The sequence below is a fragment of the Palleronia sp. LCG004 genome (assembly GCF_032931615.1).
GTDB lineage: Bacteria > Pseudomonadota > Alphaproteobacteria > Rhodobacterales > Rhodobacteraceae > Palleronia.
In genome coordinates, this window is record NZ_CP136761.1 from 144106 (window position 1) to 170459 (window position 26354).

Genomic DNA, 26354 nt, shown 5'->3' on the forward strand with positions numbered 1-26354 from the left:
GAGAGGGTGCTAGGATCCGGACCCGCCGGAGGTCGCCGCGGTCTTCACGGAATTCCAGAGCATGTTCTTGAGGTTCACCATGGGCGGGTTCGCCAGCTTCGGCGGTGGTTGGTGCCCGGTCTCTCCCGGCGCCGCGATGACGGAAACCTCGATCTCGCCATCCGTGTAGTACCGATCACCCCCGCCGTTGCGGCCGTTCAGCGTCGGACCGACACCGGTCACCTCGTAGGTCTCGGTGATCAGTCCGGTCGCGGCAAGATCGACACTCAGCTGATCGCGCATCGCGTCGATATCGGGGGAAATGTCGTGCGTGACGGCTCCGGTATAATGGCTGAGGCCGACGCCGGTATCGAAGGATGCAGAGCCGAGCCAGACCGGCCGCCCTTCCTGTCCCGAAGGGAGGACCTTCCAGAAGCGCACGTGCTGGCGTCGGTCGGCGCTGCGCCCGACTGCCTTCTCGAAGGCAAGGTCCTGCCTGCGCCCTTGATAGAACAGGGGACTGACCGGGGCATCACGATCGGATCTGTCGAGGACGACGCTGCCGACGATCCCGATGCTCGTGCGCAAGGTGACGGGATCGGCCGGCACCCAGTCCGCCTTCGTCAGTGCCGAGACGAGCTCGGCCTGCGATCCGACGAGCCCCACGTTCAACGGATCGCCGGCGAGACCGTCCGCGGTATGGGTCACCATCTCGAGACCCTCGAGGCCGGGCTGGTGATCGTAATGGCGCAGGGCGTTCGGAAGGACGAAATAGGCCATGCCGATCCAGACGGCAGCAATCAGGCCGAAGACGAGGGCGGCGCGGCGGACGAGAGCACGTCCCTTTCGTGGCCCCCTGACCGGGGCCTTTCCTTTGGAGGACCTCGTCATTTCACGCTTTGCCGGGCCGGCCGCCGAAGAAGAAGGGCCACCAGCGCCGTCCATCCGGTCTGATGGGAGGCACCGAGGCCGAGGCCCGTTTCGCCATGGAAGAATTCGTTGAACTGGAGGAGTTCTTCCCCGTCCAGACCGCCACGCGGTGCCTTGCCGCCAGTCGAGGGCCGCAAACCTTCCGCGTCTTTGAGAAAGAGAGCTTCGAGGCGGCGCGAAAGTTCGTCGGCCACGCCTCCGAGGTCAACATTTCGCCCCGATCCAGAGGGGCATTCGACCTTGATCTCGTCGCCGTAGAATCGCGCGAACTCACGCAGCGCATCGATCAGCATGAAGTTGAGCGGCATCCATACGGGACCGCGCCAATTGGAATTTCCGCCGAACAGGCCGCTCTGCGAGGCACCGGGCTCGTACCCTACCGAGAAACTCCGATCCCCGATCGCGATCTCGAACGGACCGGTGCCATGTGCCTTCGACACGGAGCGAACCCCGTGCGGCGACAGGAATTCGGTTTCGTCCAGCATCCGCCCGAGCACGGCCGTCATGCGGTGTCTTCGCAGGAGGGACAGAAGGAGGCGGTCGTTCTGCCCCGGCTCCGCATATCGCGAGACCTGATCCGTCAGGTCGGGGCGGTGCCGCAGCATCCAGTCGAGACGACGGGCGAATGCAGGATGGCGCTGCGCAAGATCGCGGTCGAGCACTTCGACAGCGCAGAGCGGGATCAGCCCCACCAGAGACCGCACGCGAAGGGTCGTGGTCGACCCATCCGGCAGGACCAGCACGTCGTAGAAGAAGCCGTCGGCCTCGTTCCACAGACCGTCGCCTTCCTCGCCCGTGTCCTTTTCGGCCTCGGATCGGCCGAGATGGGTCATGGCCGACGCGATGGTCAGGAAATGTTCGAAGAACTTCGTCGCGATGTCCTCGTAGGCGGGATTGTCCTCGGCCAGCTCCAGCGCCATTCGCATCATGTTGAGCGCATACATCGCCATCCAGGCCGTCGCGTCGGCTTGTTCGAGGGTGCCGCCGCCCGGAACGGGGGCCGAACGATCGAATACCCCGATATTGTCGAGCCCGAGAAAACCTCCCTGAAACAGATTTCGCCCGGACACGTCCTTCCGGTTCACCCACCAGGTGAAGTTCACGATCAGCTTGTGGAAGATCCGTTCGAGGAAGGCGCGGTCGGGCCGGCCGGTGAGTTCCGCGTCCGCGCGATAGACCCGCAGGGCCGCATATGCGTGGATCGGCGGGTTGGCGTCGGAGAACGACCATTCGTAGGCCGGGAGCTGACCGCTCGGGTGCATGTACCATTCGCGTGTCAGAAGCAGGAGCTGATCCTTGGCGAAGGCCGGATCGACGCATGCGGCCGCCATCGCGTGGAACGCCAGATCCCACGAGGCGTACCAGGGATATTCCCAGGTATCCGGCATGAGGATCACCTCGGAATTGTTGAGATGCGTCCAGTCCGAATTGCGCCCGCGCCGTCGCTCGGCAGGTGGAACGGGACCGGCCGGATCACCTTCGAGCCAGCGCTTCACGTCGTACCGATAGACCTGCTTGGACCACAGGAGGCCGGCGAGCGCCCGTCTCTGGACCAGCCGTTCGTCCGGTTCGGTCATCTCCTGCTGGAGCGCGCCGTAGAACGCATCCGCTTCGGCGGCGCGGTCGCGCAGGATGCCGTCGAACGCCGTGGCATCCAGCGCGTCGGCCGATGCCGGGGCAAGGCGGTACCGCAGGGTTACGGATGCCCCCGCCTCGATCTCGTGCTCGGACAGTGCCGCGCATTTCGTCCCGGATCCGGGCAGCTCGACCGCGCCGCCGACAAGATGGTCGTTGATCGCATCCTTGAAGGGGCCGTCCGGGCCGATCCCGTAAAGGCGGTGCTTGTTGGTTTCGTTCTCGCAAAACAGCCAGCGGACGTCCTGCAGCGCCTCGAGGCGCAACGGCGTCTTGCCCGGTTGGCTGGCCAGAACGCTGCCCGGCCCATCAGGCGCGATGGTCGGTTTTTCGCTGTTGCCGCCCCAGCTCCAGGTGTTGCGGGCGACGAGCTGCGGCAAGACGTGGATGCGGGCCTTCTGCGGACCGCGATTGAGGACGGTGACGCGCATGAGCACGTCGTCGGGGCCGGCCTTGGCATACGCGACCTCGACGTCGAAGAATCTGTCGTCCGACAGGATGCCGGTATCTTCCAGCTTGTATTCTGGGGCGTCGGTCCCCCGCCGTCGCGCGTTTTCCGCCACGAGGTCGGCATAGGGAAAGGCACGCTGCGGATAACGGTAGAGCATGCGCTGCCAGGCGTGGCTCGGCACGGCGTCGAGGTGCCACCAGAGCTCTTTGACATCCTCGCCGTGGTTGCCTTCCGCGTTCGTCAACCCGAAGAGGCGTTCCTTCACGATCGGATCGGCACCGTTCCAGAGACCGAGCGACAGGCACCATGTCTGCCCCTCGTCGCAGAAACCCGCGATGCCGTCCTCGCCCCAGCGATAGGCCCGCGAGCGGGCATGGTCATGCGGAAAGGCGGACCACGCATCGCCGTCGGCGCTGTAATCCTCGCGCACCGTTCCCCATTGACGCTCGGCCAGGTAGGGGCCCCAACGCCGCCATCCGTCCGTATCCGCGTTTTGGATGCGGTGCCCTTCGGCGGTGTCGAAGATCGGCGCGCCCGGCCCCGGATCGCCTACCACGTTTCGGCGCGGGCATTGTGCCCGGAAAGCTCAAGGGATATCGGCCCGCCGACCATGCGCCGGTTATCGGCTCGGCCGTTCAAGACGGCTCATCCGATGGCGCGACGGACTTCAGCGGCGTCCACGTCCAGTCGTCCGGCCCGTCTCCTCCCGCCTCGTAGAAGGCCGGCACCGCGTCCTGCGCGTGGTTCAGGACCGGGTCGACGATGCGCCACGCCGCCTCGATCGTGTCGGCTCTCTGGAACAGCGTCGCGTCGCCGAGCATGCAATCGTAGAGCAGCGCCTCGTAGCCGACGGTCGGCGATCGATCGAACCCCTTGTCGAACGAGAACCACGTCGCCGCGGGCGCGAGCGTCACGTCCGGGCCCGGTTGCTTGACGTCGAACGCGATCTCGATCCCGTGTTTCGGGTCGATCGAGAAGATGATCCGGCTCGCGCTGTCGGTTCTCTGCGGTGTGTTCGGGAAGAGGGCGAATGGCGCGGGCCGCAGATGCACGACGATCTCCGTCCGCCTCGCGGCGAGCCGTTTGCCGGTTCGCAGCAGGAACGGCGTACCCGCCCAACGCCAGTTGTTGATCATCAACCGCGCCGCGACATAGGTTTCGGTCCGGCTGTCCGCGGCCACGTCCGCCTCGTCGCGATAGCCCGGCACCGCCTTGCCGTCGACCGTGCCCGCCTCGTACTGGCCGAAGACGACATCGTCCTTGCCGAGGGGGGCCACGGCGGACAGCAGCCGCGTCTTTTCGCTGCGAACGGCGTCGGGGTCGAGAGACGAGGGCGGGTCCATCGCCGCCATGCAGAGCAGCTGGAAGAGATGGTTCGGCACCATGTCCCGCAATGCGCCGGTCGCCTCGTAGAAGTGCCCGCGGCTTTCGATGCCGATCGTCTCGGCGGCCGTGATCTCCACACGTTCGATGTGCTCGGACCGCCAGATCGGCTCGAAGAGACGGTTGGCGAAGCGCATCGCGAGGATGCTCTGGACCGGCTCCTTCCCCATGAAATGGTCGATGCGAAATACCTGGGCTTCCTGCGCGACGGACAGGATCTTCGTGTTGAGCTCGCGCGCCGATGCGAGGTCGTGGCCGAACGGCTTTTCGATCACCAGTCGCCGGAACGCCCCGTCCGGCTCTTCCAGAAGGCCCGCCGCACCGAGCCGTTCGATGATGGGCCAGAAGAACCGCGACGACACGGCAAGATAGAAGATCGCTGACCGGTCCTTCAGCCGTTCGGCCAAGGCATCGAATGTCTTCGCATCGGTGACATCGCCACGCTGGTAGGTGGCGCGCGACATCAACCAGTCCCACGCGTCGGAATCGATGTGATCGGGATGGAATTCGGCATCCGGATCATCGGCGAACGAGTCGATCGTGTCGCCGAGGCCCTTGCGCCAAGCGGCGTCGTCGCTCTCGGCGATATCGATGCCCTCGACTTTGAAGTCCTCGTCGAGCAGGCTCATCTCCACAAGGTTGTAGAGGGAGGGGAACAGCAGCCGCTTGGTCAGGTCCCCCCTCGCTCCGAAGATCACCATCGTGCAGGCGGGTGCCGTGGCATGACCCGGCTTGGACCTGTGTGACGAACCGTTCGTCGGCATGAGACATCCTCTCAGATAAGCCTGCAGTCACCGCCGGAACGAGACCGTTGGAAACGATTTCGGCAGCATACGTCATCGGTATAATCCGATGGATTTTTCCGGCAAGGTGCCGCGATGCGGGCAATCCGAGGTGGAACGCCCGGCTTTCAAGACCTGACGAGCATTTGCCGTCCTCGATCGGGCTTTCCGCACGACCCGCCAAGGCCGGTGGCGGGTGGGAAATTCTCAAGAACAGGCCGCGAAATAACCGGGCAGGTCAGCGCTTCCGAAATTTCTGGCCACCAGTCTTTCGGAGACGCGACGCAGGCCTCACATGGCTCGACGCGCTTTCAGCCAAGGCGGAAGAGTATGGTTCAAGGCAACCGGCTTCGGTGGATCTGGCTACTTAGTTCCTATCATGTGCTGCTTTGCGGAAGGGTCCGACCCCTATCCGCCCGCTGTCGTCCAAGGAATCCCTCAAGGCGACCGAAATCATGGGGCTGCCTGGCCGGGGAGGGTAAGGATCGTCGCGCCGCGCTTCAGAGCGACGATGGTGTGTTCGTATTGCACGACCGGGGCGGGCGGATCGCTGTAGAGCGTCCAGCCGTCGAGGCCGTCGGTCGCGGCGATGCCGCCCGTCGACAGGAAGGGTTCGATCGTGAAGACGAGGCCTTTGGTGATGCGCCGCGTGTCGCGTCGGTCGGGCCAGGTTGCGATCTCGCCGGGATATTCGTGTAGCGAGCGGCCGACGCCGTGGCTCGCGAGGTTGCGGATGAGCGTATAGCCGCGCCCCGAGGCGAACCGGCCGATCGCGGTGCCGATACCGGCGAGGGGCTTGCCGGCCGCGACCTGCGAGATGCCGATCTGCATGGCGCGACGGCCATCTCGGCAGAGCCGGTCGCGCGCTGCATCCGACGGCGGGACGACGACGCTTGCGCCCGTATCGGCGAAATAGCCGTCCTTCGAGGCCGAGACGTCGATATTGACCATATCCCCCGGCGCGATCACGCGGGGTCCGGGAATGCCGTGGGCGATCTCCTCGTTGACGCTGATGCAGGTGGTGCCCGGAAAGCCGTAGGTCGCGCTCGGGGCTGGGATCGCCCCCTCGCGGTCGAGATGCGCGCGACCGATCTCGTCGAGTTCGGCGGTCGTCATGCCGGGCTCAAGGGCTGCGGTCATGTCGCGCAGCGTGTTGGCGACGATCCGGCCGATGATCTTCAGCCCGTCGAGTTCCGCCTGGTTCGTGATCGTCATTCGGGTCGCTCTCGTATCCTGAATTGCGAGGATAGCCGGATTCGTGAGGTCTGTCGCGTTGGAAGGGACTCTGGCCCCGACGGTCACCAGCTTGATCGGGAGCCGGCATTGGCATATATCGCCAATGAGGAGGCGACGGACATGGTCACACGCAATGTCGTCCTGACGGACATGCAGGATCAGCTGGTGCAATCGCTGGTTGCGTCCGGGCGGTTCCAGAATGCCAGCGAGGCGCTTCGCGCGGGTCTGCGGCTGCTCGAACGCGAGGAGGCGGAGCTGTCGGCCATCCGTCGCGGCATTGAGGAAGGGCTCGCGCAGGTGCGGGACGGCGATCTTGCACAGGGCACGGGCGAAGATGCGATCCGCCGGGCCTTTGCCGCGGCGCGCGCCGCATCGTGAACCGTTCGCTGAGGCTCACCCGCCGAGCGGAGGAGAGCCTCGCCCAGATCGCACGCTGGACGATCGAGAGTTTCGGCACGGCGCAGGCCGATCGCTATGAGATGGATCTGCTGGATCGCTGCCGCGAGATTTGCGAGGGCAGGGCGCTCAGCCGAAGTTGTGCGGTACTGGCCGAGGATGCCGCCGATCTGCGGTTCACCCGGGCGGGAGAGCACTTCCTTGTCTTCCTCGACGATCCGGAGGAGGTCGTTATCGTCGATATTCTTCATTCCCGGAGCGACCTGCCACGGCATGTCGCGGCGCTCGGGCAGGCGAAGGGTGTTCGCGGGAATTAGTCCCAACCTTTCCAGCCATCCGCACCGAGGATGGGGGCGGCCCGTTCCAAGGACAGCTCGCTTCGCGAAAAGCCGATCGGCGTGCGTACCCCCTGAAGCCCTTCGGGCGAGATCACCATGCCGCGCGCGGCGACCTGCGGGTCCGAAAGTGCCTCGGCCACGGAATTGATCGGTCCGCAGGGCACACCGGCACCCCCCAGATCCGCGATGAGCGCGTCGCGCAGACGGCGACGGGTCGCGTCCTCGATCATCGGGGCGAGGGTCTCGCGATTGGCGACACGCGCGCCGTTGGTCGCGAAGCGCGGATCCGAGGCGAGGCCGCCCAAGCCCAGCACGTCGGCCAGTGCGGCGAATTGACGGTCGTTGCCGCAGGCGACGATGAGGTGGCCGTCGGAGGTCGCGAAGACCTGATAGGGCACGATGTTCGGATGTGCGTTGCCGAGCCGCGTGGGCGCGGTCCCTCCGAGGAGGTGGTTCGTCGCCTGGTTCGCAAGCACGGCAACCCCTGTATCGAGCAGCGACAGATCGACGTGCTGCCCCATCCCCGAGCGCGCGCGTTCGGCAAGCGCGGCCTGGATGCCGATCACGCCGTAGAGCCCGGTGAAGACGTCGATCCAGGCGACGCCGACCTTCTGCGGCTGGCCGTCGGGCTCGCCCGTCAGGTCCATGATGCCCGAAAGGCCCTGGATCATGAAATCGTATCCCGGCTGCGCGGCGCGTGGTCCGTCCTGTCCGAAACCGGTGACGGAGGCATAGACGAGACCGGAATTGTCAGCCGAGAGCGTAGGGTAATCGAGGCCCCACCTGGCGAGGCCGCCGAGCTTGAAATTCTCGATCAGCACGTCCGCGCCCGCGATCAGGTCCTTGAGCCGCGCGAGATCCTCCGGATCGGCGAAGTCGCACCGCACGGAACGCTTTCCGCGATTGGCCGCGTGGAAATAGGCGGCGACCGTCTCGGTGCCGCCATGGCCGTCGTCGCGCTCGACGAAGGGAGGGCCCCAGCGGCGGGTATCGTCGCCCTCGGGGGCCTCGACCTTGATGACCTCGGCCCCGAGATCAGCCAGCGTCTGGCCGATCCACGGCCCGGCGAGGATGCGGGCGAGCTCGACCACGCGCAGGCCCGCGAGCGGTGCGTCGCCCATCAGAAGAACGCTTGGTGCCCGGTCTGCGCGCGGCCGAGGATCAACGCATGGACGTCATGGGTGCCCTCGTAGGTGTTGACCGTCTCGAGGTTCTGGGCGTGGCGCATCACATGGTACTCGATCTGGATGCCGTTGCCGCCATGCATGTCGCGGGCCTGCCGTGCGATGTCGAGCGCCTTGCCGCAATTGTTGCGCTTGATGAGCGAGATCATCTCGGGGGCGAAGCGGCCCTCGTCCATCAGGCGACCGACGCGCAGGGCGGCTTGCAGACCCAGCGAAATCTCGGTCTGCATGTCGGCGAGTTTCTTCTGGAAGAGCTGCGTGGCGGCGAGGGGACGGCCGAACTGCTTGCGGTCGAGCCCGTATTGCCGGGAGCGGTGCCAGCAATCCTCGGCCGCGCCCATGGTACCCCATGCGATGCCATAGCGCGCGCGGTTCAGGCAACCGAAGGGACCGCCGAGCCCCTCGACATTCGGCAGGAGCGCGTCCTCGCCGACCTCGACATCCTCCATCACGATCTCGCCGGTGATCGAGGCACGCAGGGAGAGCTTGCCGCCGATCTTGGGGGCCGACAGGCCCTTCGTGCCCTTGTCGAGAACGAAGCCGCGGATCTTGCCGTCATGCGCCTCGGAGGCGGCCCAGACCACGAAGACGTCGGCGATGGGCGCGTTCGAGATCCACATCTTGGAGCCGTTGAGGACGTAGCCGCCCTCGGTCTTCTTCGCGTTGGTCTTCATGCTGCCAGGATCGCTGCCCGCATCGGGTTCGGTCAGCCCGAAGCAGCCGATCCATTCGCCGCTGGCAAGTTTCGGCAGGTATTTGCGGCGCTGTTCCTCGCTTCCGTAGGTGAGGATCGGATACATCACGAGGCTCGACTGCACCGACATCATCGAGCGATAGCCGGAATCGACGCGCTCGACCTCGCGCGCGACGAGGCCGTAGGCCACGTAGCCTGCATCGGCCCCGCCGTATTCCTCGGGGATGTTGACGCCGAGGAGTCCGGCCTCGCCCATCTCGGGGAAGATCGCGGGGTCGGTCGTCTCGTTCATGTAGGCGTCCTCCACGCGTGGCAGGAGGGAGCCTTGGGCGAAGGCGCGCGCGGTGTCGGAGATCAGGCGCTCTTCCTCGCTCAGCTGGTCCTCGAGAAGCAGCGGATCGGCCCATTGGAACGACTGACCCTTGTGATCCATATCCTTCATGGCGCGTCCCTCTCCCTCCATGACACCGACCGGCCCCGTGCGACGGGGCGGTCTTCCACCCGAGTCTAGGACATGGCGGGCCGGTTTGCCATCGTGGAAGCCCGGCCCGGGCGGATCGGCGGAAGCGGTCAGGATCCCGGCATCGTATCGGGCGTCTCGTCTTCCTCGTCTTCTTCCGGATCTTCCTCGTCGCCCTGTTCGGCCGCCTGTTCGGCCGCCCAGCTGCCTGCCGCCTCGACCGCGACGGACGATGCCGTCGGCACGACGCCGAGATAGCTGTCGCTCGTGCTCATGGCCGGGCGGACATTCTGCGTCATCCGGTAGAGCGCATAGAGCGCGATCAGCGTGAAGGTCGATCCGAGCACGAGCCAGAAGGCGTAGGGATCGACGTGCTGCATCGCCCAGCCGGTGACGAGCGGGCCGATAATTGCCCCGATCCCGAAGGTGAGCACCAGCCCGCCCGAGGCGGCCGGCATGTCCTCGACCGAAAGGGCGTCGTTCGTATAGGCGAGGAAGAGCGCATAGAGCGGCGTCGTCACCCCGCCCGCGAGAAAGGCCGCCCCCATCAGGAACCAGAGCCCGTCGCCCGCCATCCAGCCGGCCGCGCAGGAGGCGGCTCCGAGCGCCGAGGTCCAGAGGATTAGCCGCCGACGGTCCAGCCGGTCCGACAGCCAGCCGATCGGATATTGCAGCACCAGCGCCCCGCCGAAGAGCATGGCCACGAAGAGCGAGATCTGCGGTGCGGTCATCGCGATCTGCGTGCCGAAGACCGCGGCCATGCCCGATTGCGTGGCATAGGCCGCCCCCAGCAGGAAGATCCCGACCGTGCCAAGGGGAGAGCCCGAGAAGAGCCGCCAGAGCGACATGGGCCGCGTGACCGCTGCGGCGGGAACGGGAGAGATCGACAGCAGGATCGGCGCGAAGGAGATCGAGACGAGGATCGACGCCCCGATGAAGAGCACCGAGGTGCCCGCATCCCCCAGCGTCAGCAATCCCTGCGCGCCGATGATTCCGAGGGTCTGCGCGATCATGTAGGCGGCGAGGACCTTGCCGCGCGTCTCGTTTGTGGCGGCATCGTTGAGCCAGCTCTCGGCGGTGACGTAGATGCCCGACATGCAGAATCCGAGCAACAGCCGCAGGAGGGTCCAGGCGATCGGATCGGCGAGAAGCGGAAACGCGATGAGCCCCGCCGACACGAAGCTGCCGAGCGCCGCGAAGACGCGGACATGGCCCACGCGCCGGATCATCACGGGGGCATAACGCGCACCTGCGAGAAAACCCGCGAAATAGGCCGAGGTGACGATGGCGAGTTCGGCGGCAGAAAACCCCTCGATCCCGCCCCTGATGCCAATCAGGGTGAACTGCATCCCGTTGCCGAGCATGATCAGCACGATTCCGAGAAGCAGCGCCCAGATGGCGGAGAGGACTTGGATCATGAACGCTCCGCTCGGGGCCGGTGGCATCGTCTTCCCTGTCGGGAACGGCTAACGCCCAACCTAACCGCGTCGCGGAGGGCCTGTCCATGGCCGCAGGGACGCGCGGCCCCGCGGCCATGGAAGATTGACGCGGAAAAAGGCTCCGCGCCGCTGTCTTGATCAGTAACGCGGACGGCGGCAGATGCCCGCATCGTCGCAGAAGACGCCGGCGAGGCCGCCCACGATCGCGCCGCGATCGCCGTTCCCGTCGACGGCCCGCGCGGCACCGTAGCCGAGCGCCGCGCCGACGAGGCCGCGTTCCATGTCAGTGTCGATGGCGGCACCCGGGGCGCAGGCCGAGAGAAGGGCGGTCGCCGCGACGAGCGGAAGGATGAATTTCATGGTGGTCTCCTCGAGGGGCCGCGCGGATGTCGGCGGCGTTGCACATGTCGGAGACCCTGCGGGAGAGACGATACCTCTCCGGGTCCCCGCCGATGCGCCGGCAGATATGTCGCCAGGGTTCGGTCATGCGATCACGGACCTGCATATCCACGCCGCTATCCGATAGCAGTTGGCTGTTATCCCATGTTTTCAGGGTGCTGGCCCAAATCCGTCCGGGCCACCCATGGATCGCGGGACCCAACGAAAAACGCCCCCGCAGAACCTGCGGGGGCGCGATCGCCGCACGGTGCGGCGTCATTGGCGACGGGAATCAGTCGTCCCAGGTCGGAAGCTGCTCGACCTCGTCGGCGGTCATCTCGGTCGTGTACTGGTCGCCGTCCCAGGTCAGGTCGTCGACATTCATCACGACTTCGGTATCGCCCAGGTCGAGGAAGCCGTCATCGACCTCGACCACGAAGGCGACGGGCTGGCCGGAACCGTCGACAAGGACGGTTTCGATTTCGCCGACCTCGTCGTTGTCGGCACCCATGATCTCGAGCCCGTCGACATCGGTATAGCTCGAGACATCGGCAGACTGCGCGAGGGCGGCACCGGCGAGGGGCAGCGTAAGAGCGGCAATCATCAGACTTTTCATAGCGTTACCTTTCGAAGTTTGAATCTGCCGGTCAACACGGAGACCGCTTTCAGGTTCCGCCCGATGCGAGAAATCGGGTTTCTGCCGGCTTCGGGGCGATCCGGGAGCGGTGCAGGAGGGTCGAGAACGTCCCGCGGCCCCGGTGGCACCGAGATGCCTAATCCTTCCTTCATCATTTCGCGGTGAAAGTTTCATAGGCACATTTTCAGTGGGAATGCGGGAAGGCGATGTTGGAAGGTATCGAAGGGAGGTTCGAGGATGACACGAACGACCGATCCGGTAGCCTGACGGCGCGGATGGACCCATTGGCGCGCGCGACGACCCGGGATGGTCGCGTTGCGGGGCGGTCGCTCAGGATCCTCGTGGTCGAGGACAACCGGACGAACCAACTCGTCATGCGGCACCTGCTGAAATCGGTGGAGGGCGAGGTCGCGCTGGCCGAGAACGGACGGGAAGCCGTCGAACTGGCGATGTCCGCGCATTACGACGTGATCCTGATGGACATTCAGATGCCGCTTCTCGACGGGGTCGAGGCCGCGCGCCAGATCCGCGCGATCGAGCGGGCCGACCCGATCCGGAGCCGCGCCGTGATCCTTGCGACGACGGCCAACACGATGACCGACCAGATCGCCGAATACGGCAGGGCCGGGATGGACGGATGGCTCGCCAAGCCGATCGCGAAGGATCGCCTGCTGACCGCAATAACCGAACGCCTGAACTGACCGCCAACCTCAGAGAAAAGACAGAGACGCCGATGGACGATCCCCGTGAAGCCGGCCCCGTGACCCCGAGCCTGCAATCCTATCCGATCCCGGCGAACGATCGTGCGCGGGTCGAGATCATCAATGCGATGATGATCGAACGCCGGCGGAAAGATCCGTTCTTCGAGCATGTCACCGAGGCCGCCAAGACCGTCTTCGGCACGCCGATCGCGTATGTCTCGCTCATGCAACGCGAAACGCAGCGGCTTCTGCATTGCAACGGGGCCGATGTGGAGGGAACGCCACGCGAGGCCTCGCTCTGCGCGTTCACGGTCGCGGCGAAACAGACGATCGTGATCCACGACACCTGGCAGGATGCGCGCAGCGTCGATCATCCGGCGGTCGTCGACAACAATCGGCTGCGCTTCTCGGCTTCGGCACCCGTGATCCTGTCGTCGGGATTCTGCGTCGGGACGCTCTGCGCTGTCGATCTCGTTCCCCACGAGGCACCCGATGCGGGTCAGATCGCCGTGCTCGAGCACCTGGCCGCGATGATCGCGCGGTTCTACGAGGCACCGGCGGAACCCGACCCCGCGCGGCTGGCCGAGATCGGCCGGATTGCCCACGAGGCGCAGGAGGAGTTCCTCGCGCTGATCGGTCACGAGTTGCGCACGCCGCTGAATGGGATCTGCGGGCTTCTTCCGCTACTCGAACCGGCGAACGCGGAGGAAGCCGAGATCCGCGACGCGATCGACGGGTCGGCGGATCTGCTCACGCGGGTGGTCAACAGCATCCTCTTCTACACCGAGCTGTCGTCGGCCGATATCGAGATCGAGGAGAGCGCGATCGACCTGGCCGAGCTTCTGCGCAGGACCACGGCCGGGCATCAGGCTCTGATGCGGATCGGCGACAAGACCTGCGACATGACCGGCATCCCGGAATGCCTGCCTTACAGCGGCGACCGGGAAAAGCTCGAACTGGCATTCTCGTGCCTGCTGGCCAATGTCGTCGTGCATGGCGGGCGCAACGCGCGGGTAAGCCTGGGCGTGGACGAGAACGGCATCGTCGAGATCGCGATCGGCGATGACGGCCCCGGGATCACGGCCGAACGCGAAAGCCGGATCTGGCATGCCTTCGGAACCGGTGAGGCGGTCCGCACGCGCCGCGCCGACGGTATCGGGCTCGGCCTGCCGCTGACGCGCCGGTTGATCGAACTGCACGGAGGCGACGTCACGCTCGACCAGACGGGCGGGGGGCTTGCCGTCCGGATCCGTCTGCCGGCCTGGCGGATGAGGGTGGCCGAAGTGGCCGCCTGAGACCGCTCAGGGGCGCATTCCGGCGAGCGTATCACGCAGTCCCGCCATGCCGCGGGGCGTCCAGCCAAGCGCGCGTAGGCGGGTGGTTTCCATCTCGCGGACGGAAGACGCATCTGCGCGCCGGGGGAGTGGCCCTGCGATCCCGTGGATCGCACCCCATGTCCCGAGAAGGTCGCACCGGTCGAGCACGATGTCGGAGACGTTGAGGATCTGCGGTTGCTCGAGATCGAGCGCAAGCGCGACCGCCGTGGCGAGGTCGTCCACGTGCAGCTCGGTCGCGACGCGGGGGGCGATGGGGCGGCCGGCGCTGAAATCGGCGAAGAGGTCGGCCCATTTATGCGCCTTTCCCGGTCGCGGGGGGCCGTAGAGGCCCGTGGCCCTGAGCGAGACGCCGCCGCGATCGGTGACGGCGATCTCGACCTCGCGCTTCATCTTTCCGTAGAGCGTGTCGGGGGCGGGCTCCCGCGTCTCGGGGAGGGAGGTTCCGGGCGGCGGGCTGCCATAGACGGCACGCGAGGACAGGAACACGATGCGACGGCCCCGCACGGCATCGAAAAGTCGCAGCGTGCCATCGCGGTTCCGTGCGATAAACCCGGGCGCATCGTCGCCCTCCCCACCGCGATAGCGGCCCGGCACGTGGTCGAAGGCTGCATGGACCAGCGCATCGGCGAAGCCCAGATCGGGGCAGGGGCCGCCGAGCTGCCAGTCGAGATGCGGCAGGCCGAGCACCGAGGGCCGCCGTCCGAGTGTCGTCACCTCGTGGCCCATCCGGGAAAGGTGGCGTGCGGCGGGGTGGCCCGCCCGACCCGTGGCGCCGGTCAGGACGATGCGCATGGGCCAGGCAAAGCAGAAAGGTCCGGGGCGCGACCTGCCGCGAAATCTTGCCACAGGTCGATCAGCGGACGGAGACTTTCGGCTTTGTCATGGGCCATCCACGGCTTTTCGTACTGGTAGTGCAGGACGTGGATCGCGTCCCACGACCAGAGGTCGGGGAGGTTCAGCCAGACATATTGCAGCATATTCATCGTCACCGGCAGGCCGTGCCAGTCGGGAAAGAAATCCTGCAGGAAGGTCTGGTCCGTGCGTCGCCAGAACGCGCCCGGAGCGTCGAGCCGGGCAAGCATCCGTTCGAATGTCGCGGGATCGGGCCGGGCTGTGAAGACGCCGGAATTGAGCCTGTGGAAATCACCGAGGCTCTCGTAGACGTTCGGGGCGGCGCAGAATTCGGGATAGTCGAAAAGCCGGTCGATGTTGCGCAGGACGAGCGTGTCGGCATCGAGGAACACGACGCGATCATACTCAAGCTGCCAGAGCCTGAGCTTGGCGAAATTGTCGAGCGGCGTGTGGAAGACGGGTTTCTCGCCCTTCGTAAAGGGGGCTGCGCCGTGCAGACGGTCGCGCGCATGCAGAGCGTTGAATTCGGGCGCGGTCGGCAGCAGTTCGACCGGGATCAGCCGCGCACCCAGTTCGGCGAGAGGGGCCAAGGCGCTATCGGGGGTGCCGGCCGTGTGCATCACCACGCGATCCGCGCAGCTGCCGCTTGCCGCGATGGAATTCAGGAGCGCGCCGGCCCCGCGCGCGAAATCGGCATTCGTGACCAGCGTGACGTAGGCGTCCGACATCGGTTCAGGACGCGGATCTGAGGCTCTTGCCCTCCGGGTCGCGGTCGACCTTTGCGCCCAGTTCGCGCGTCCAGCCCGAGACGGCCGGTACGCGGGTGCGGTCGATGCGATGGGCGAACTTGCGCGCGACATCGACGACCTCGGACATGAGGCCCTCGGCCAGCGTCGTCGGCTCGAGCCCGAGGGCAAGGAATTGGTCGTTCCTGACGATGAGGTCGTTCTCGGCGGCTTCCTTGCGCGGATTGGGCAGGTAGGCCACGCGCGCGCCGGTCTGACCCGCGATCATCTCGGCCAGGTCGCGGACGCGGTGCGTCTCGGTCATCTGGTTGAAGATCTTGACGCGGTCGCCAGATTTCGGCGCGTCGCCGAGCGCAAGCTCGATGCAGCGGACACTGTCGCGGATATGGATGAAGGCGCGGGTCTGGCCGCCCGATCCGTGGACCGTCAACGGATAGCCGATCGCGGCCTGGATGAGGAAACGGTTGAGGACGGTCCCGTAATCGCCGTCGTAGTCGAAGCGATTGACGAGCTGCGGGTCGCGCAGCGTCTGGTCGGTATTGGTCCCCCAGACGATCCCCTGATGCAGGTCGGTGATCCGAAGGCCGTCATTCTGGGCGTAGAACTGAAACAGGATCTGATCGAGCGACTTGGTCATGTGATAGACCGAGCCGGGCCGCGTGGGATAGAGGATCTCCTGCGCCTTCTTGCCCGAAGGGGTATCGATCTCGACGTCGAGATACCCTTCGGGGATGGGCGCGCCGACGGAGGAATAACCGTAGACGCCCATCGTGCCGAGATGGACGAGATGCGCGTCGATCCCGGTCTCGACCATCGCGGCGAGCAGGTTGTGCGTCGCGTTCGTGTTGTTGCGGACAGTGTAGACCTTGTGACGGTCGGTCTTCATCGAATAGGGCGCGGCACGCTGTTCGGCTAGGTGCACGATCGCGTCGGGGCGATGTTCAGAGAGCCAAGATTTCAGCCGCTCGTATTCGTCTGCGAGGTCGAGCAGGTGGAAATGGATCGTCCGGCCCGTCGTCTCGCGCCAGATGCGGCAGCGCTCCTGAATGGAATCCATCGGCGTGAGGGATTGCACGCCGAGCTCGGTGTCGATCCAGCGTCGCGAGAGGTTGTCGAGGATGTGGACCTCGTGTCCCGCATCGCTCAGATGGAGGGTCGTCGGCCATCCGCAGAAGCCGTCGCCGCCGAGTATCGCCACCTTCATGGACCAATCCTTTCTGGCATCGTCCGTTGCCCGATTGGTAAGCATGGCGAGGCCGCGATGGCAAGTCCGGGCGGGACGCGTCCCGCCCGAGGTCCTTTCGTCAGAGCTGGACGCCCCTGGTCAGCGCCCCGTCCACGACGAGGTTCGTCCCCGTCGTGAAGCTCGAGGCGGGGCTCGCGAGGAAGACGATGGCGCGGGCGACCTCCTCGGGGCGGGCCATGCGGCCCGTGGGGTTGAGCGACAGCGCCTCGGCGAAGAGGTCGGGATTGCCGGTCTCGATCCCCTCCCAGATGCCGCCGGGGAAGTAGGTATTGCCCGGAGAGACGGTGTTTGCGCGAATGCCCTGCGCGGCGAGACGGTAGGCCAATCCTTGCGCGTAATGGACCAGCGCGGCCTTGAAGGCACCGTAGGCGGGGCCGGTGAAGTCGATCTCGCGTCCCGACACGGAGGAGACGAAGGTGATCGAGGCCGCGTCGCTCTTTTCCAGCCAGGGCATCGCGGCATTTACCAGCCGGACCGAATGCATCATGTCGGTATCGAAGCCTGCCTGCCAGGCCTCCTCGTCATCCGAGACGGCGAGGGCGGAGACATTGCCGACCACGATGTCGATGCCGCCGAGTTCCTCGGCCGAGGAGGTCACCCAGCCGTCGAGCGCGTCGCGCTGAGAGACGTCGACGGCCGAACCGGTGATCGTCGCGCCCTGGTCCGAGAGGCGCGAGACAACCGCCTCGACGCCCTCGGCATTGCGCGCGCAGATAGAGACGGCCGCCCCTTCGGCCGCGAAGATCTCGGCGCAGGCGAGGCCGATCCCCTTGCTGCCGCCGGTGACGAGAACGCGCTTGCCCTTCAATCCCAGATCCATGTCTTGATCCTCCTATGCGCCGATCAGGTCAGGTACTTCTTCTCGATGGCCGCGCCGATCGAGTATTTCGGATCGACCATGTTGCCGAGGCGGACCTTGCCGCACATCGTGAGCAGCATGTAGGCGTCGGCCTCGCTCTGGCCCGTCTCGGCCGCGACCCAGCGGACGAGCTCGCGATAGGCGATGCGGGCGGCGTCCTCCATCGGGCGGGCGGAGCCGATGAACATCATCCGGTCCTCGGTCTCGAGCTGCGGCCAGGAATTGCCGTGTCCCTTGATGAGATCGACCTGGAGCTCGACGGTCGCGGGCATCTCGAGCGCCACGCCGCAGAGCTCTCCGTCGCCCTGGATCGCATGACAATCGCCGAGATAGAGAAAGCCGCCCTCGGTCTGCACGGGGAGGTAGATGATCGAGCCGGGGGCCACGTCGGGCAGGTCCATGTTGCCGCCGTAGTAATCGGGCTGCAGAGAGGAGATCGCCTCGATCTGGGGCGCGGTGCCGATCGTGCCGATGAAGGGCTCGTAGGGAAGCGTCACCGTGTCGGACCAGTAGACGCCGTTCTCGTCCACGCGGATCTTCTTGACCTTCTCGGGCAAGGGAGGGTTCAGGAGCGCGGTGTCACCGGTCGCCACGAGGCCGCCGAATTCGGTCAGCAGGCAGGTCGTGCCGACGGGCTGAGGGCCGCGCGGCTTGATCGAGATGATCCGCACGGCGAGCGCGTCGCCCTTTTCGGCACCCTTGACGTAGATCGGGCCGGTCTGGGGGTTGAGGAAGGGGAAGTTCAGATGCTCGGACGGGTTCGAAACCTCTTCCTTGATCTTGCCCTCGAAGGCGTCGTGGGTCTCGACGGTGACGACGGCACCGGGCTCGACCTCGAGCACGGGATCGACATAGGGGCCGTAGACGTAGTGGAACGTGCCCTGATCCTCGATCGTGATCTTGTGGCGCGCGCCTTCGACCCCTTTCGCGACGCCCTTGCGATTCATGATGGATGTTTCAAACCAGCTCATTTTCGGTCTTCCTCCGTTCAGGTCTGTCGTCGGTTCGGCTCTGGCCCAAAGGGTCAGATCGTCAGGTGCTTGCGGACGCTCGCGCGGTCGCGGATCGCCTCGCCGTCGAGTTCAGCGACGACGCGGCCCTTTTCCATCACGTATCCACGGTCGGCCAACGTCACGATGAGGTCGAGGTTCTGCTCGACCAGAAGCACGGCCACGCCGGTCTCGGCATTGAGCGCACGCATGTTGCGGGCGATGTCCTTGATGATCGAGGGCTGGATGCCCTCCGAGGGCTCGTCGAGCAGCATGAGCTTCGGATCGCCCATCATCGCGCGAGCGATGGCGAGCTGCTGCTGCTGGCCGCCCGACAGCGTACCCGCGCGCTGCCGCGCGCGTTCCTTCAGGATCGGGAAGGATTTGTAGACGCGATCGTAATCGGGCCTGGCGCGGCCGCGACCCGCCGTCTCGCCCACGACGAGGTTCTCGCGGATCGTGAGCTCGGGAAACACCTCGCGTCCCTGGGGAATGTACCCGATCCCGGCCCGCGCGCGGCTATCGGCCCCGTCGCCGCTCACGTCACGCCCGTCGAGCTGGATCGTGCCCGATCGCACCTTGAGAAGGCCCGTCAGGGTCTTCATCAGCGTGCTCTTGCCGACGCCGTTGCGGCCGATCACGGCGACCAGTTCGCCCGGCCCGATCTCGAGATCGACGCCCTGCAGCACCGTCTCGCTGCCATAACCCGAAGTGAGGCCGCCGACCTTCAGAAGCGGTGTGTCAGACATCGGCGGTCCCCAGATAGATTTCCTGCACGCCCGGATGGGCGACGATCTCGGCGATGGTCCCTTCGGCGAAGATCGACCCGAAATGCAGAACCGTCACCCGCCGCGAGATCTGCTCGACGAAGGCCATGTCATGCTCGACCGCGAGGATGGTGATGCCGCGTTCGTTGAGATCGTGAAGCATCTCCCCGGTCTTGCGGGTCTCGTCCGGCGACATGCCGGCGGTCGGCTCGTCAAGGAGGAGGAGCTGAGGCTCGACCCCCACCGCCATCGCGATCTCCAGCCATTGCTGCTGCCCGTGCGAAAGGACGCCAGCCGGCAGGTCGGCCTCGCGTTCCAGCCCGGCGAAGTCGAGCATCGCGCGCACGGTCGCCGCAAGGCTTTGTCCGTGGAGGTGATGCTGGAACGCAACCTCGAGGTTCTGGCGCACGGAAAGCGCCTTGAAGATGCCCGGCACCTGGAACTTGACCGAGATGCCCCGTCGGATGCGCTGGAACGGGCGGAGCGCGGTGATGTCGTCCCCCGCGAAGACGATCCGTCCCGCATCGGGGGCGTGCTCGCCCAGGATCAGGCGGAAGAAGCTCGACTTCCCGGCACCGTTCGGGCCGATCAGGCAATGCATGGCGCCCCGTTCGAGCGCGAAGTCGATCCCGTCGGCGACGGTGACGCCGCCGAAGGACTTCCTGAGACCAGCGACTTCGAGAATGGCGGTCATCGGCGCGCCCTCCGCCACAAGGATCGGGCACCGGTCATCGCCGCGACGATCAGGCCCTCGGGCGCGGCCAGCACGGTCAGAAGGAGCAGGGACCCCATGACGACGAGGGCGTACTGGCTTCCGTAGATCGTGAGCGACTGGAACCCCGCGAGGACGAGGATCGTCCCCAGAAGCGTTGCCGTGATGTCGCGACGTCCGCCGACGGCGACCCAGACGATAGGAAGCGCGGCCGCGGTGAGCCCCATGCTCGACGGCGTGATGTACTGACCCCAGGCCGTGTAGAGCGCGCCCGAAAGACCCGCGAGCGCCCCCCCGAGCCCGAACGCGAGGGTCTGGTAGAGACGGATGTCGTAGCCCAGCATCTCCGCGCGGTGGGGATTCTCGCGGATCGCGACGAGCACGTTGCCGAACCGTGCGTTGAGAAGCATCCTGAGGCCAAGATAGCAGGCGACGACGAGGGCCAGCAGCACGTAGTAGAACCCGCGCCCGGGAAAGAGGACGAGATCGCCGCCCGGCCATGGGATCGTCAGCGGCGGCATCCCCGACATGCCGTTGAAGCCGTTGAGCCGTGCCTCGCCGATGCGCCATTGCGGACCGGCGGTCTGCGCCATGAACGTCTCGAGCACGAGCGTCACCGACAGGGTGACGATGCCCACGAACACACCGCGAATGCGACCGTAGAACATGAAGTAACCGATCAGCAGCGCGAAGAGCCCCGCGAGCGCGATCGACAGGATCACGGCGAGGATCGTGAAGCCGTAGGCCGTTCCGATGTTGATGGTGAGGACGCCGTAGGCATAGCCCGCCAGCCCGAAGAACGCGGTCTGCCCGAAGCTGAGCGCGCCGGCATAGCCCCAGACGACCCCGAGCCCCATCGCCATGAAGGTCCAGACCATAAAGTAGGCGGCATTGCCGACGGTCCAGGCATCCGCAAAGAGCGGATAGATCGCGGCGGCCACGATCGCCAGTGCCACGAGACCCCAGAAGACCGGACCGCGGCCCATCGTCTGCGGCCCCTCGAGATGGGCGATGGCCCTTCGGAGCCCGCTTTCCCCGCGAAGGGGCACGTCGTTGGATTGCACGCTCATCGGGACCCTCCCTTGAGCCAGCCGGAGAGCCCTCCGGGTAGGATGCGGATGACGACGATCACCGCGACGAGCAGGCCGATCTGGCCGAAGAGCTGCCCGTACCAGGCGGTGAGCGTCGCGCGGATGAGGGCAAGGATCGCGGCGGCAGGAGCCGCGCCCACGAAGATGTCGGCCCCGCCGACCACCACGGTCACGAAGCTTTCGACGATGAAGGTTGCGCCCATCGTCGGCACCATCGTCATGGTCGGCGCGTAGAGCCCGCCCGCGAGGCCCGCGAGCGCGGCCCCGAGGCCGAAGGTCAGGCCGTACATCCGGCCCGTATCGACGCCGAGGGCGCGGGCCATGTCGGGTTTCTGGATCGTCGCGCGGGCGACGACGCCGAACCGCGTGCGGTAGAACAGGACGTAGAGCGCCGCGAGGAGTGCGATCGCGGCGGCCATCAGCACCAGCCGGTAGGCCGAATAGCTGTCGCCGCCGATCGTGACCGCGCCGAGTGGCGTGCCGATCCCGGCCATGGTGGAACCCAGCACGATGAGCACGCCCTGCGTGGCGATCAGGCTGATCCCCCATGTGGCGATGATGGAATCGAGCGGCCGGTGATAGAGGTGCCGGATGACGAGGCGTTCGATCACCATCCCGACCAGCCCCGCGACCAGCGCCCCCGCGAGGATCGCCGCCACCAGCGGCAGGCCCGCGCGGGCCGTCGCGGCGGTCACGTAGGCCCCGCACATGATGAATTCGCCATGAGCGAGATTGATCACGCCCATCATCCCGAAGATGACGGCGAGCCCCGCGCAGGAGATGACCAGAAAGGCGAATGCGTCGCCGAACTGGTAGAGCATCGCGAAGGCTGTCTGGAACAGCGCCATCTCGGTCTCCTCTTTCGTGTCTGATCCGGTTGAGCGACCCCGCCGGCCCGGTCTCGCCGGCGGGGTCATGGGCGATCGGCGCTTACTGGCCCGGCGGGTTCGAAGGCGTGTATTGGGCGCTCGGGTCGTTCTGCGTCAGGTCGCAGCCCTCGTCGCCCAGCCAGTAGGGTGCGATGTTCTCCCAGGTCTGGGGGAAGTCGATCGAATGATCCTCGTTCACGTGGGCGAGGTAGATCGTGTGCGACATGTGCTGGCTCTGCGGGTCGAGGCAGACATTGCCAGACGGTCCGTCGAAGCAGACGTCGCCCTCGGCGATGACCTCTCGAACGGCGTCGTGATCGGTCGTGCCCGCGCGTTCGACCAGCTGCTTGTAGAGGTTCATCGCGATGTAGGAATTCGCGGCCTCCTGATTGATGTAGGGCTCGTCGGGGAACATCGTGCGGAAGCGGTCGACGAAGTCGTTCGAGGCGGGGGTGTCGATCTCCTCGATGTAGTTCGTGGTCACGTACATGTCGGCGAGGCTCGGGGGCGTGAAGCGCTTGTGCTCGTAGCCCTGTCCCACGTTCACCGAGGAGGCCATCGGCAGGTTCACGTCGCTCGCATTGGCCTGTTCGTAGTAGGAGGCCTGTGCCGCCCCCACGAGGAGGGTCACGACGAAGTCGGCCTCCGAGGCCTGGATGTTCTGGATCGTCTGGGAGAATTGCGAGACGCCCAGCGGGATGAACTCCTCGCCGACCATGGTGCCGCCCTGCTCCTCGACGATCTGGCGGACCCATTCGGCGGAGATCTGTCCGAAATTGTAGTCGGCGGCGATCGTGTAGACGTTGGGGCCGTATTGCTCCATCATCCACGGGATGAGCGTCGAGAACTGCTGCTCGGGCACGGCCCCGGTGACGATCATGTTCGCATCGCAGACGCCGCCCTCGTACTGGTTGTTGTAGAAGGCGAGCCCGTCGAACTGGTTGACGATCGGCCGGTATGCCTCGCGCGAGGCGGATGAGAACCCGGCAAAGACCACGTCGACCTGATCGGATTGCAGAACCCGGCGCATGAATTCCTGATAACGGCGATTGTCGGACTGGGTGTCGTAGATGACGAGCTCGACCGGGCGTCCGTCGATGCCGCCGGCCTCGTTGATCTCGCTTGCGGCGAGCTCGATCGCATGGACCTTGACGTTGGTCGCGGCGGCGAAGTCGCCTGACTGGTCCTCGAGGACGCCGATCTTGATCGGTTCGCCCTCCTGCGCGAGCGACGGGGCGGCCGTGACGGCCAGGCACAGGCCGGCAAGCGTGCCCGCACGGCGCAGAATTCTCGTGGTCGGGGTCATTCCTGGTCTCCTCTGATGGACAGCCCCATGACGGGGCCCTTCGTGATGCCGCCGGTTGCGTCCGGCAGTCGGTCTATCGGGTCGGCGTCGCCCTCGGCCGGGTCGAGCACGGCGCGAGCGACCTCCTCGATGGTGAGGCGCTTCTCCATGGCTTCGCGGCGAAGGCGGCCATAGGCTTCCTGATCGTCGATGCCCCAGCGGGTCATCATCGTGAGGATCGCGCGGACGAGCGTTCTGCGCCCGGCGAGGCGACGTCGCAGCGTGGCCTCCTCCTTCGCGATCTCGGTACGTCGCACGCTCTCGTTCGCGGCGAGGAACAGGGCGGTGAACACACCCGAGCTGCGGACAGGTTTCTGGATATGGCTGGTGATCCGCGCCTTGACCGCCTTGCCGAGCCTGGAGGGCGTCTCGCTCCCCACGAGAGCGATCACGGGAGTGCCGCCAGCGGCGGCGGCATCGAACGCGCCGGCCTCTGCATCGTCGAGATCGATGAAGGCGATGTCTGCCCCGGTGAAATCCGCGGCCCCCGCCATTCTTGGCGGGGCAAGACGGACCTCGAGCCCCAGATTGGCGAGCGTTCGCGCGAGACCGGTGCGTCCGGGCGTGTCGTCCTGCAAGATCAGGGCCGTCCAGCCGCGGAAGTTCTTGAGGACCGCGCCGCTCATGGCACCACCTTCAGATGCGTCGCGGCGGCAATGCGGAACTCGCTGTCCTGCGTCCAGGTAAGATATGGGTCCGGCGCGACGGGCTGTTTGCTTTCCCAGGCGATGTCGAAGGTCCCGTCGTCGCGCGAGATCCCGATCCGGGGGCGCAGGCTGCAATGCAGGTTCATCGGGTCAACCTCGATCTCGCCCTGAGGGGCGGCGAAGCGGATGCCACGCGCGGCCTCCCGCACCGCCTCGAACCCGTCGCTGCCCGCCCGTTCGATCGCGCGGGCGAGGAGATGCACGGCAACATAGGTGGCTTCGGCATCGGCCGATGCGTGGCCGAGGTCCGAAAAGCGGGCGTTCCACGCCTCGGTGAAGCGCTGATTCTCGGGCGTGTCGACGGTCGAGAAGTAGACGGAGGAGGAGAGATGGCCCGCGGCTGCGCGACCGATCAGCGGCAGTTCCGCCTCGGACAGGCTGCAGCTCGCAACCGGGATGTCGGCCGACTGGTCGAGCCCCGCCGCACCGGCCAGATCGCGCAGGTCGTCGAGAAACGCGAACAGCGACGAACCGATCAGCGTGGTGAAGACGAAATCGGGCCGGTCGCAGACGATCTGGCGTGCGATGTCGCGCAGATCGGTCTCGCCCACGGGGACGTAACGCTCGCCCATGACGGTTCCGCCGGCGATCCCCAGCGCCTCGCGCAGGATGCGGTTGTTCTCCCATGCCCAGACGTAGTTGGAGCCGACGAGCCAGCCGCGATGGCGCGACTGGCCGAGAAGGTACTTCGCGAGCGGGATGACGTGCTGGTTCGGGGCGGCCCCTGAATAGACGACGTTCTCGGAGGTCTCGAACCCCTCGTAATGCGACGGATACCAGAGAAGGGCGTCGCGTTTCTCGAGGACCGGCAGGATCTCCTTTCGGCTCGATGAGGTATAGCACCCGACGAGATGCGTGATCGCGGGATCTGCGAGGAGGTCGGTCGTCGCGGTCACGTAGGCACCGAGACATCCGCCGGGATCGACGGTAACGGAATCGAGCACGAGTCGTCCGGAGGCATTGATCTCGTCGATGGCAAGATCCGCGGCTGCGCGCATCGACCGGCAGACCCCGGCATAGGAGCCGGTTTCCGAAAAGATGAGCCCGATCCTGGTCCCGCTTCCGCTCACGCGCGCCCCCAAACGAAAAAAGCCCCTGCAGATCCTGCCGGATCGTCGCAGAGGCTTCGTTGCCCGGCCAATCATGTGGCCAATCTGTAGATCGTCGGCGGTGGTCTCGACCCTGAGCCCATGACCGCCTTTGCTCACTGGAGCTTCTTCACGCTGGCGCGATCAAGGCTCGTTGGCAACAAAAATCGTGCGCTACCGGGAACGACCGCTTTTTGTGCAGCCTACGGCGCAAATGATCGTTTCGAGCGTCATGGCGGGATCCCGGCACTCGGTCTGGCAAGACCGCTGCCGGCGTCGTGCACTCCGTCGATGACCGGGCATACCGGTCCCCGGCTGGGGTCGAAGCCTGAGCCCTGCTGTGTCTGCTTCCCTTGCGATATTGGTCAGACGGCGACCGCGCGGAGGAACAGGTCGAGCCCCGTTTCGAATCGCCGCAGCGGGTCGCGGACGTCATGCGTTCGATGGGGATCGAAAAGCGCATCCGCGATCGACGGTCGCACCATCGCCGACAGGATCGCCGCCGCCTGATCGGTATCGTCGAGTTGCGCCTCGCCCCGCGCCACGGCGCGGTCGAGCTCGGCGCGGATGAGTGCGCGGTCGCGCGAGATGAACCCGGCGAGACAGGTCCGAGTGGATTCGGAGAGGCCTTCGCATCCAGATGCCGTCATCCGCAGGATTGCGATCGGCAGGCCATTATGGCGCGAGCAGGGTGCCGGCATCAGCAGGCGTCGAAGACGTTCGGCCAACGGCAATTCGTGTTCCTCGGGCGTCAGTTCGCGAATGAACTCGCTTCGGAGGCGTTCCATGTAGGCCACGAAGAGCGCGTCGCGATCCGGCACCGCAGCATAGAGCGTGCGCTTGGACATTCCGGCCTCGGAGGCGATCGCGGACATCGTCGTCCCGGCAAGGCCCTGCCGCTCGAATACGGTGCCGAGCGCGTGCAATATCTGATCCATCCGGTCGTCGGCGGACATCACCGGCGGGCGCCCCCGCGCGCGTTCGCCCTCGGCAATCGTTCGTGCGTCGCCGCACATTTCCCCTCCGTCATGCCGCACTTGCAAGATCCTCCGCCCCGGATTAGGAAACCTGCACGTTTCCTATTTCCGGGCGCGCCGGACATCAAGTCCGCCCGCGCTGCGTC

Annotated in this window: 26 protein-coding genes; 4 read left to right on the forward strand and 22 right to left on the reverse strand. The window is 66.1% G+C overall.

Features of this window, described 5'->3' with window-relative positions:
* Window positions 1-9: 9 nt before the first annotated feature.
* The 4 genes from RVY76_RS16995 to map form a co-directional block, all read right to left on the reverse strand.
* Complete coding sequence (locus RVY76_RS16995) at window positions 10-870, reverse strand: LssY C-terminal domain-containing protein (RefSeq protein WP_317377258.1); 861 nt, start codon at window positions 868-870, stop codon at window positions 10-12.
* Entirely contained in the window at window positions 867-3551 is a 2685-nt protein-coding gene (locus RVY76_RS17000) for an MGH1-like glycoside hydrolase domain-containing protein (protein ID WP_317377260.1), read from the reverse strand. The genes RVY76_RS16995 and RVY76_RS17000 overlap by 4 nt, the downstream gene beginning before the upstream one ends.
* Before the next feature lie 79 nt (window positions 3552-3630).
* Window positions 3631-5142 carry a glucose-6-phosphate dehydrogenase gene (zwf, locus tag RVY76_RS17005; protein WP_317377261.1) on the reverse strand — a complete coding sequence of 504 codons (1512 nt, stop codon included), beginning with the start codon at window positions 5140-5142 and terminating at the stop codon, window positions 3631-3633.
* Between the two features lie 471 nt (window positions 5143-5613).
* The gene (map, locus tag RVY76_RS17010; RefSeq protein WP_317377263.1) at window positions 5614-6375 is read right to left on the reverse strand and encodes a type I methionyl aminopeptidase; all 762 of its coding nucleotides are present in this window, start codon (window positions 6373-6375) and stop codon (window positions 5614-5616) included.
* 141 nt (window positions 6376-6516) lie between these two features.
* Here map and RVY76_RS17015 point away from each other — a divergent pair, with 141 nt between their 5' ends.
* Entirely contained in the window at window positions 6517-6774 is a 258-nt protein-coding gene (locus tag RVY76_RS17015) for a type II toxin-antitoxin system ParD family antitoxin (protein WP_317377265.1), read from the forward strand.
* The gene (locus RVY76_RS17020) at window positions 6771-7109 is read left to right on the forward strand and encodes a type II toxin-antitoxin system RelE/ParE family toxin (protein WP_317377267.1); all 339 of its coding nucleotides are present in this window, start codon (window positions 6771-6773) and stop codon (window positions 7107-7109) included. The genes RVY76_RS17015 and RVY76_RS17020 overlap by 4 nt, the downstream gene beginning before the upstream one ends.
* On the opposite strand, the gene RVY76_RS17025 is transcribed toward RVY76_RS17020, so the two are convergent.
* The 5 genes from RVY76_RS17025 to RVY76_RS17045 all read right to left on the reverse strand — a co-directional run bounded on the left by RVY76_RS17025 (window position 7106) and on the right by RVY76_RS17045 (window position 11901).
* Window positions 7106-8251: a CaiB/BaiF CoA-transferase family protein gene (locus tag RVY76_RS17025; RefSeq protein WP_317377269.1), complete on the reverse strand. Its 1146-nt coding sequence runs from the start codon at window positions 8249-8251 to the stop codon at window positions 7106-7108. The two genes, RVY76_RS17020 and RVY76_RS17025, sit on opposite strands and share 4 nt — an antisense overlap.
* On the reverse strand, window positions 8251-9450 hold the full coding sequence (locus tag RVY76_RS17030) for an acyl-CoA dehydrogenase (protein WP_317377271.1): 1200 nt from the start codon (window positions 9448-9450) through the stop codon (window positions 8251-8253). Before RVY76_RS17030 ends, RVY76_RS17025 begins: the two co-directional genes overlap by 1 nt.
* Before the next feature lie 128 nt (window positions 9451-9578).
* Window positions 9579-10886 carry an MFS transporter gene (locus RVY76_RS17035; protein WP_317377273.1) on the reverse strand — a complete coding sequence of 436 codons (1308 nt, stop codon included), beginning with the start codon at window positions 10884-10886 and terminating at the stop codon, window positions 9579-9581.
* Between the two features lie 159 nt (window positions 10887-11045).
* The gene (locus RVY76_RS17040) at window positions 11046-11267 is read right to left on the reverse strand and encodes a hypothetical protein (RefSeq protein WP_317377275.1); all 222 of its coding nucleotides are present in this window, start codon (window positions 11265-11267) and stop codon (window positions 11046-11048) included.
* 310 nt (window positions 11268-11577) lie between these two features.
* On the reverse strand, window positions 11578-11901 hold the full coding sequence (locus tag RVY76_RS17045; protein WP_317377276.1) for a PRC-barrel domain-containing protein: 324 nt from the start codon (window positions 11899-11901) through the stop codon (window positions 11578-11580).
* A 227-nt stretch (window positions 11902-12128) separates the two neighbouring features.
* On the opposite strand from RVY76_RS17045, the gene RVY76_RS17050 reads away from it, so the two are divergent.
* Window positions 12129-12623, forward strand: a complete 495-nt coding sequence (locus RVY76_RS17050; RefSeq protein ID WP_317377279.1) for a response regulator — start codon at window positions 12129-12131, stop codon at window positions 12621-12623.
* Between the two features lie 32 nt (window positions 12624-12655).
* Window positions 12656-13918, forward strand: a complete 1263-nt coding sequence (locus tag RVY76_RS17055; protein ID WP_317377281.1) for a HAMP domain-containing sensor histidine kinase — start codon at window positions 12656-12658, stop codon at window positions 13916-13918.
* A gap of 6 nt (window positions 13919-13924) precedes the next feature.
* Here RVY76_RS17055 and RVY76_RS17060 read toward each other — a convergent pair whose 3' ends face one another.
* From RVY76_RS17060 to RVY76_RS17120, 13 genes are all read right to left on the reverse strand, one after another.
* Window positions 13925-14752 carry an NAD(P)-dependent oxidoreductase gene (locus tag RVY76_RS17060; RefSeq protein WP_317377282.1) on the reverse strand — a complete coding sequence of 276 codons (828 nt, stop codon included), beginning with the start codon at window positions 14750-14752 and terminating at the stop codon, window positions 13925-13927.
* Entirely contained in the window at window positions 14737-15540 is an 804-nt protein-coding gene (locus RVY76_RS17065; protein WP_317377284.1) for a glycosyltransferase family 8 protein, read from the reverse strand. Before RVY76_RS17065 ends, RVY76_RS17060 begins: the two co-directional genes overlap by 16 nt.
* A 4-nt stretch (window positions 15541-15544) precedes the next feature.
* The gene (locus tag RVY76_RS17070; protein WP_317377285.1) at window positions 15545-16762 is read right to left on the reverse strand and encodes an NAD-dependent epimerase/dehydratase family protein; all 1218 of its coding nucleotides are present in this window, start codon (window positions 16760-16762) and stop codon (window positions 15545-15547) included.
* Window positions 16763-16862: 100 nt separating this feature from the next.
* Window positions 16863-17624 (reverse strand): SDR family NAD(P)-dependent oxidoreductase, encoded by a 762-nt coding sequence (locus RVY76_RS17075; RefSeq protein ID WP_317377287.1) that lies wholly within the window; start codon window positions 17622-17624, stop codon window positions 16863-16865.
* A 23-nt stretch (window positions 17625-17647) separates the two neighbouring features.
* Entirely contained in the window at window positions 17648-18634 is a 987-nt protein-coding gene (locus RVY76_RS17080) for an acetamidase/formamidase family protein (RefSeq protein WP_317377289.1), read from the reverse strand.
* A gap of 53 nt (window positions 18635-18687) precedes the next feature.
* Window positions 18688-19401: an ABC transporter ATP-binding protein gene (locus RVY76_RS17085; RefSeq protein ID WP_317377290.1), complete on the reverse strand. Its 714-nt coding sequence runs from the start codon at window positions 19399-19401 to the stop codon at window positions 18688-18690.
* Window positions 19394-20113: an ABC transporter ATP-binding protein gene (locus RVY76_RS17090; RefSeq protein ID WP_317377292.1), complete on the reverse strand. Its 720-nt coding sequence runs from the start codon at window positions 20111-20113 to the stop codon at window positions 19394-19396. Before RVY76_RS17090 ends, RVY76_RS17085 begins: the two co-directional genes overlap by 8 nt.
* The gene (locus tag RVY76_RS17095; protein WP_410796052.1) at window positions 20110-21201 is read right to left on the reverse strand and encodes an ABC transporter permease subunit; all 1092 of its coding nucleotides are present in this window, start codon (window positions 21199-21201) and stop codon (window positions 20110-20112) included. The genes RVY76_RS17090 and RVY76_RS17095 overlap by 4 nt, the downstream gene beginning before the upstream one ends.
* Window positions 21198-22070 (reverse strand): ABC transporter permease subunit, encoded by an 873-nt coding sequence (locus RVY76_RS17100; RefSeq protein ID WP_317377294.1) that lies wholly within the window; start codon window positions 22068-22070, stop codon window positions 21198-21200. The genes RVY76_RS17095 and RVY76_RS17100 overlap by 4 nt, the downstream gene beginning before the upstream one ends.
* Before the next feature lie 82 nt (window positions 22071-22152).
* Window positions 22153-23397 (reverse strand): urea ABC transporter substrate-binding protein, encoded by a 1245-nt coding sequence (locus tag RVY76_RS17105; RefSeq protein WP_317377296.1) that lies wholly within the window; start codon window positions 23395-23397, stop codon window positions 22153-22155.
* The gene (locus RVY76_RS17110; protein WP_317377297.1) at window positions 23394-24062 is read right to left on the reverse strand and encodes an ANTAR domain-containing response regulator; all 669 of its coding nucleotides are present in this window, start codon (window positions 24060-24062) and stop codon (window positions 23394-23396) included. The genes RVY76_RS17105 and RVY76_RS17110 overlap by 4 nt, the downstream gene beginning before the upstream one ends.
* A complete protein-coding gene (locus RVY76_RS17115) occupies window positions 24059-25213 on the reverse strand; it encodes a transporter substrate-binding domain-containing protein (protein WP_317377299.1) in 1155 nt (384 codons plus the stop codon). The genes RVY76_RS17110 and RVY76_RS17115 overlap by 4 nt, the downstream gene beginning before the upstream one ends.
* Window positions 25214-25596: 383 nt before the next feature.
* The gene (locus RVY76_RS17120) at window positions 25597-26247 is read right to left on the reverse strand and encodes a TetR/AcrR family transcriptional regulator (protein ID WP_317377301.1); all 651 of its coding nucleotides are present in this window, start codon (window positions 26245-26247) and stop codon (window positions 25597-25599) included.
* Between the last annotated feature and the right edge of the window lie 107 nt (window positions 26248-26354).

Coding starts and splice junctions, on each gene's coding strand:
- RVY76_RS17050 (WP_317377279.1), top strand. CDS start 12,129: ATGTTGGAAGGTATCGAAGGGAGGTTCGAGGATGACACGAACGACCGA.
- RVY76_RS17025 (WP_317377269.1), bottom strand. CDS start 8,251: ATGGGCGACGCACCGCTCGCGGGCCTGCGCGTGGTCGAGCTCGCCCGC.
- RVY76_RS17100 (WP_317377294.1), bottom strand. CDS start 22,070: ATGGCGCTGTTCCAGACAGCCTTCGCGATGCTCTACCAGTTCGGCGAC.
- RVY76_RS17110 (WP_317377297.1), bottom strand. CDS start 24,062: ATGAGCGGCGCGGTCCTCAAGAACTTCCGCGGCTGGACGGCCCTGATC.
- RVY76_RS17080 (WP_317377289.1), bottom strand. CDS start 18,634: ATGAGCTGGTTTGAAACATCCATCATGAATCGCAAGGGCGTCGCGAAA.
- zwf (WP_317377261.1), bottom strand. CDS start 5,142: ATGCCGACGAACGGTTCGTCACACAGGTCCAAGCCGGGTCATGCCACG.
- RVY76_RS17055 (WP_317377281.1), top strand. CDS start 12,656: ATGGACGATCCCCGTGAAGCCGGCCCCGTGACCCCGAGCCTGCAATCC.
- map (WP_317377263.1), bottom strand. CDS start 6,375: ATGACGATCACGAACCAGGCGGAACTCGACGGGCTGAAGATCATCGGC.
- RVY76_RS17030 (WP_317377271.1), bottom strand. CDS start 9,450: ATGAAGGATATGGATCACAAGGGTCAGTCGTTCCAATGGGCCGATCCG.
- RVY76_RS17090 (WP_317377292.1), bottom strand. CDS start 20,113: ATGACCGCCATTCTCGAAGTCGCTGGTCTCAGGAAGTCCTTCGGCGGC.
- RVY76_RS17015 (WP_317377265.1), top strand. CDS start 6,517: ATGGTCACACGCAATGTCGTCCTGACGGACATGCAGGATCAGCTGGTG.
- RVY76_RS17070 (WP_317377285.1), bottom strand. CDS start 16,762: ATGAAGGTGGCGATACTCGGCGGCGACGGCTTCTGCGGATGGCCGACG.
- RVY76_RS17065 (WP_317377284.1), bottom strand. CDS start 15,540: ATGTCGGACGCCTACGTCACGCTGGTCACGAATGCCGATTTCGCGCGC.
- RVY76_RS17075 (WP_317377287.1), bottom strand. CDS start 17,624: ATGGATCTGGGATTGAAGGGCAAGCGCGTTCTCGTCACCGGCGGCAGC.
- RVY76_RS17035 (WP_317377273.1), bottom strand. CDS start 10,886: ATGATCCAAGTCCTCTCCGCCATCTGGGCGCTGCTTCTCGGAATCGTG.
- RVY76_RS17040 (WP_317377275.1), bottom strand. CDS start 11,267: ATGAAATTCATCCTTCCGCTCGTCGCGGCGACCGCCCTTCTCTCGGCC.
- RVY76_RS17095 (WP_410796052.1), bottom strand. CDS start 21,201: ATGAGCGTGCAATCCAACGACGTGCCCCTTCGCGGGGAAAGCGGGCTC.
- RVY76_RS17060 (WP_317377282.1), bottom strand. CDS start 14,752: ATGCGCATCGTCCTGACCGGCGCCACGGGTCGGGCGGGCCACCCCGCC.
- RVY76_RS16995 (WP_317377258.1), bottom strand. CDS start 870: ATGACGAGGTCCTCCAAAGGAAAGGCCCCGGTCAGGGGGCCACGAAAG.
- RVY76_RS17120 (WP_317377301.1), bottom strand. CDS start 26,247: ATGTGCGGCGACGCACGAACGATTGCCGAGGGCGAACGCGCGCGGGGG.
- RVY76_RS17045 (WP_317377276.1), bottom strand. CDS start 11,901: ATGAAAAGTCTGATGATTGCCGCTCTTACGCTGCCCCTCGCCGGTGCC.
- RVY76_RS17085 (WP_317377290.1), bottom strand. CDS start 19,401: ATGTCTGACACACCGCTTCTGAAGGTCGGCGGCCTCACTTCGGGTTAT.
- RVY76_RS17105 (WP_317377296.1), bottom strand. CDS start 23,397: ATGACCCCGACCACGAGAATTCTGCGCCGTGCGGGCACGCTTGCCGGC.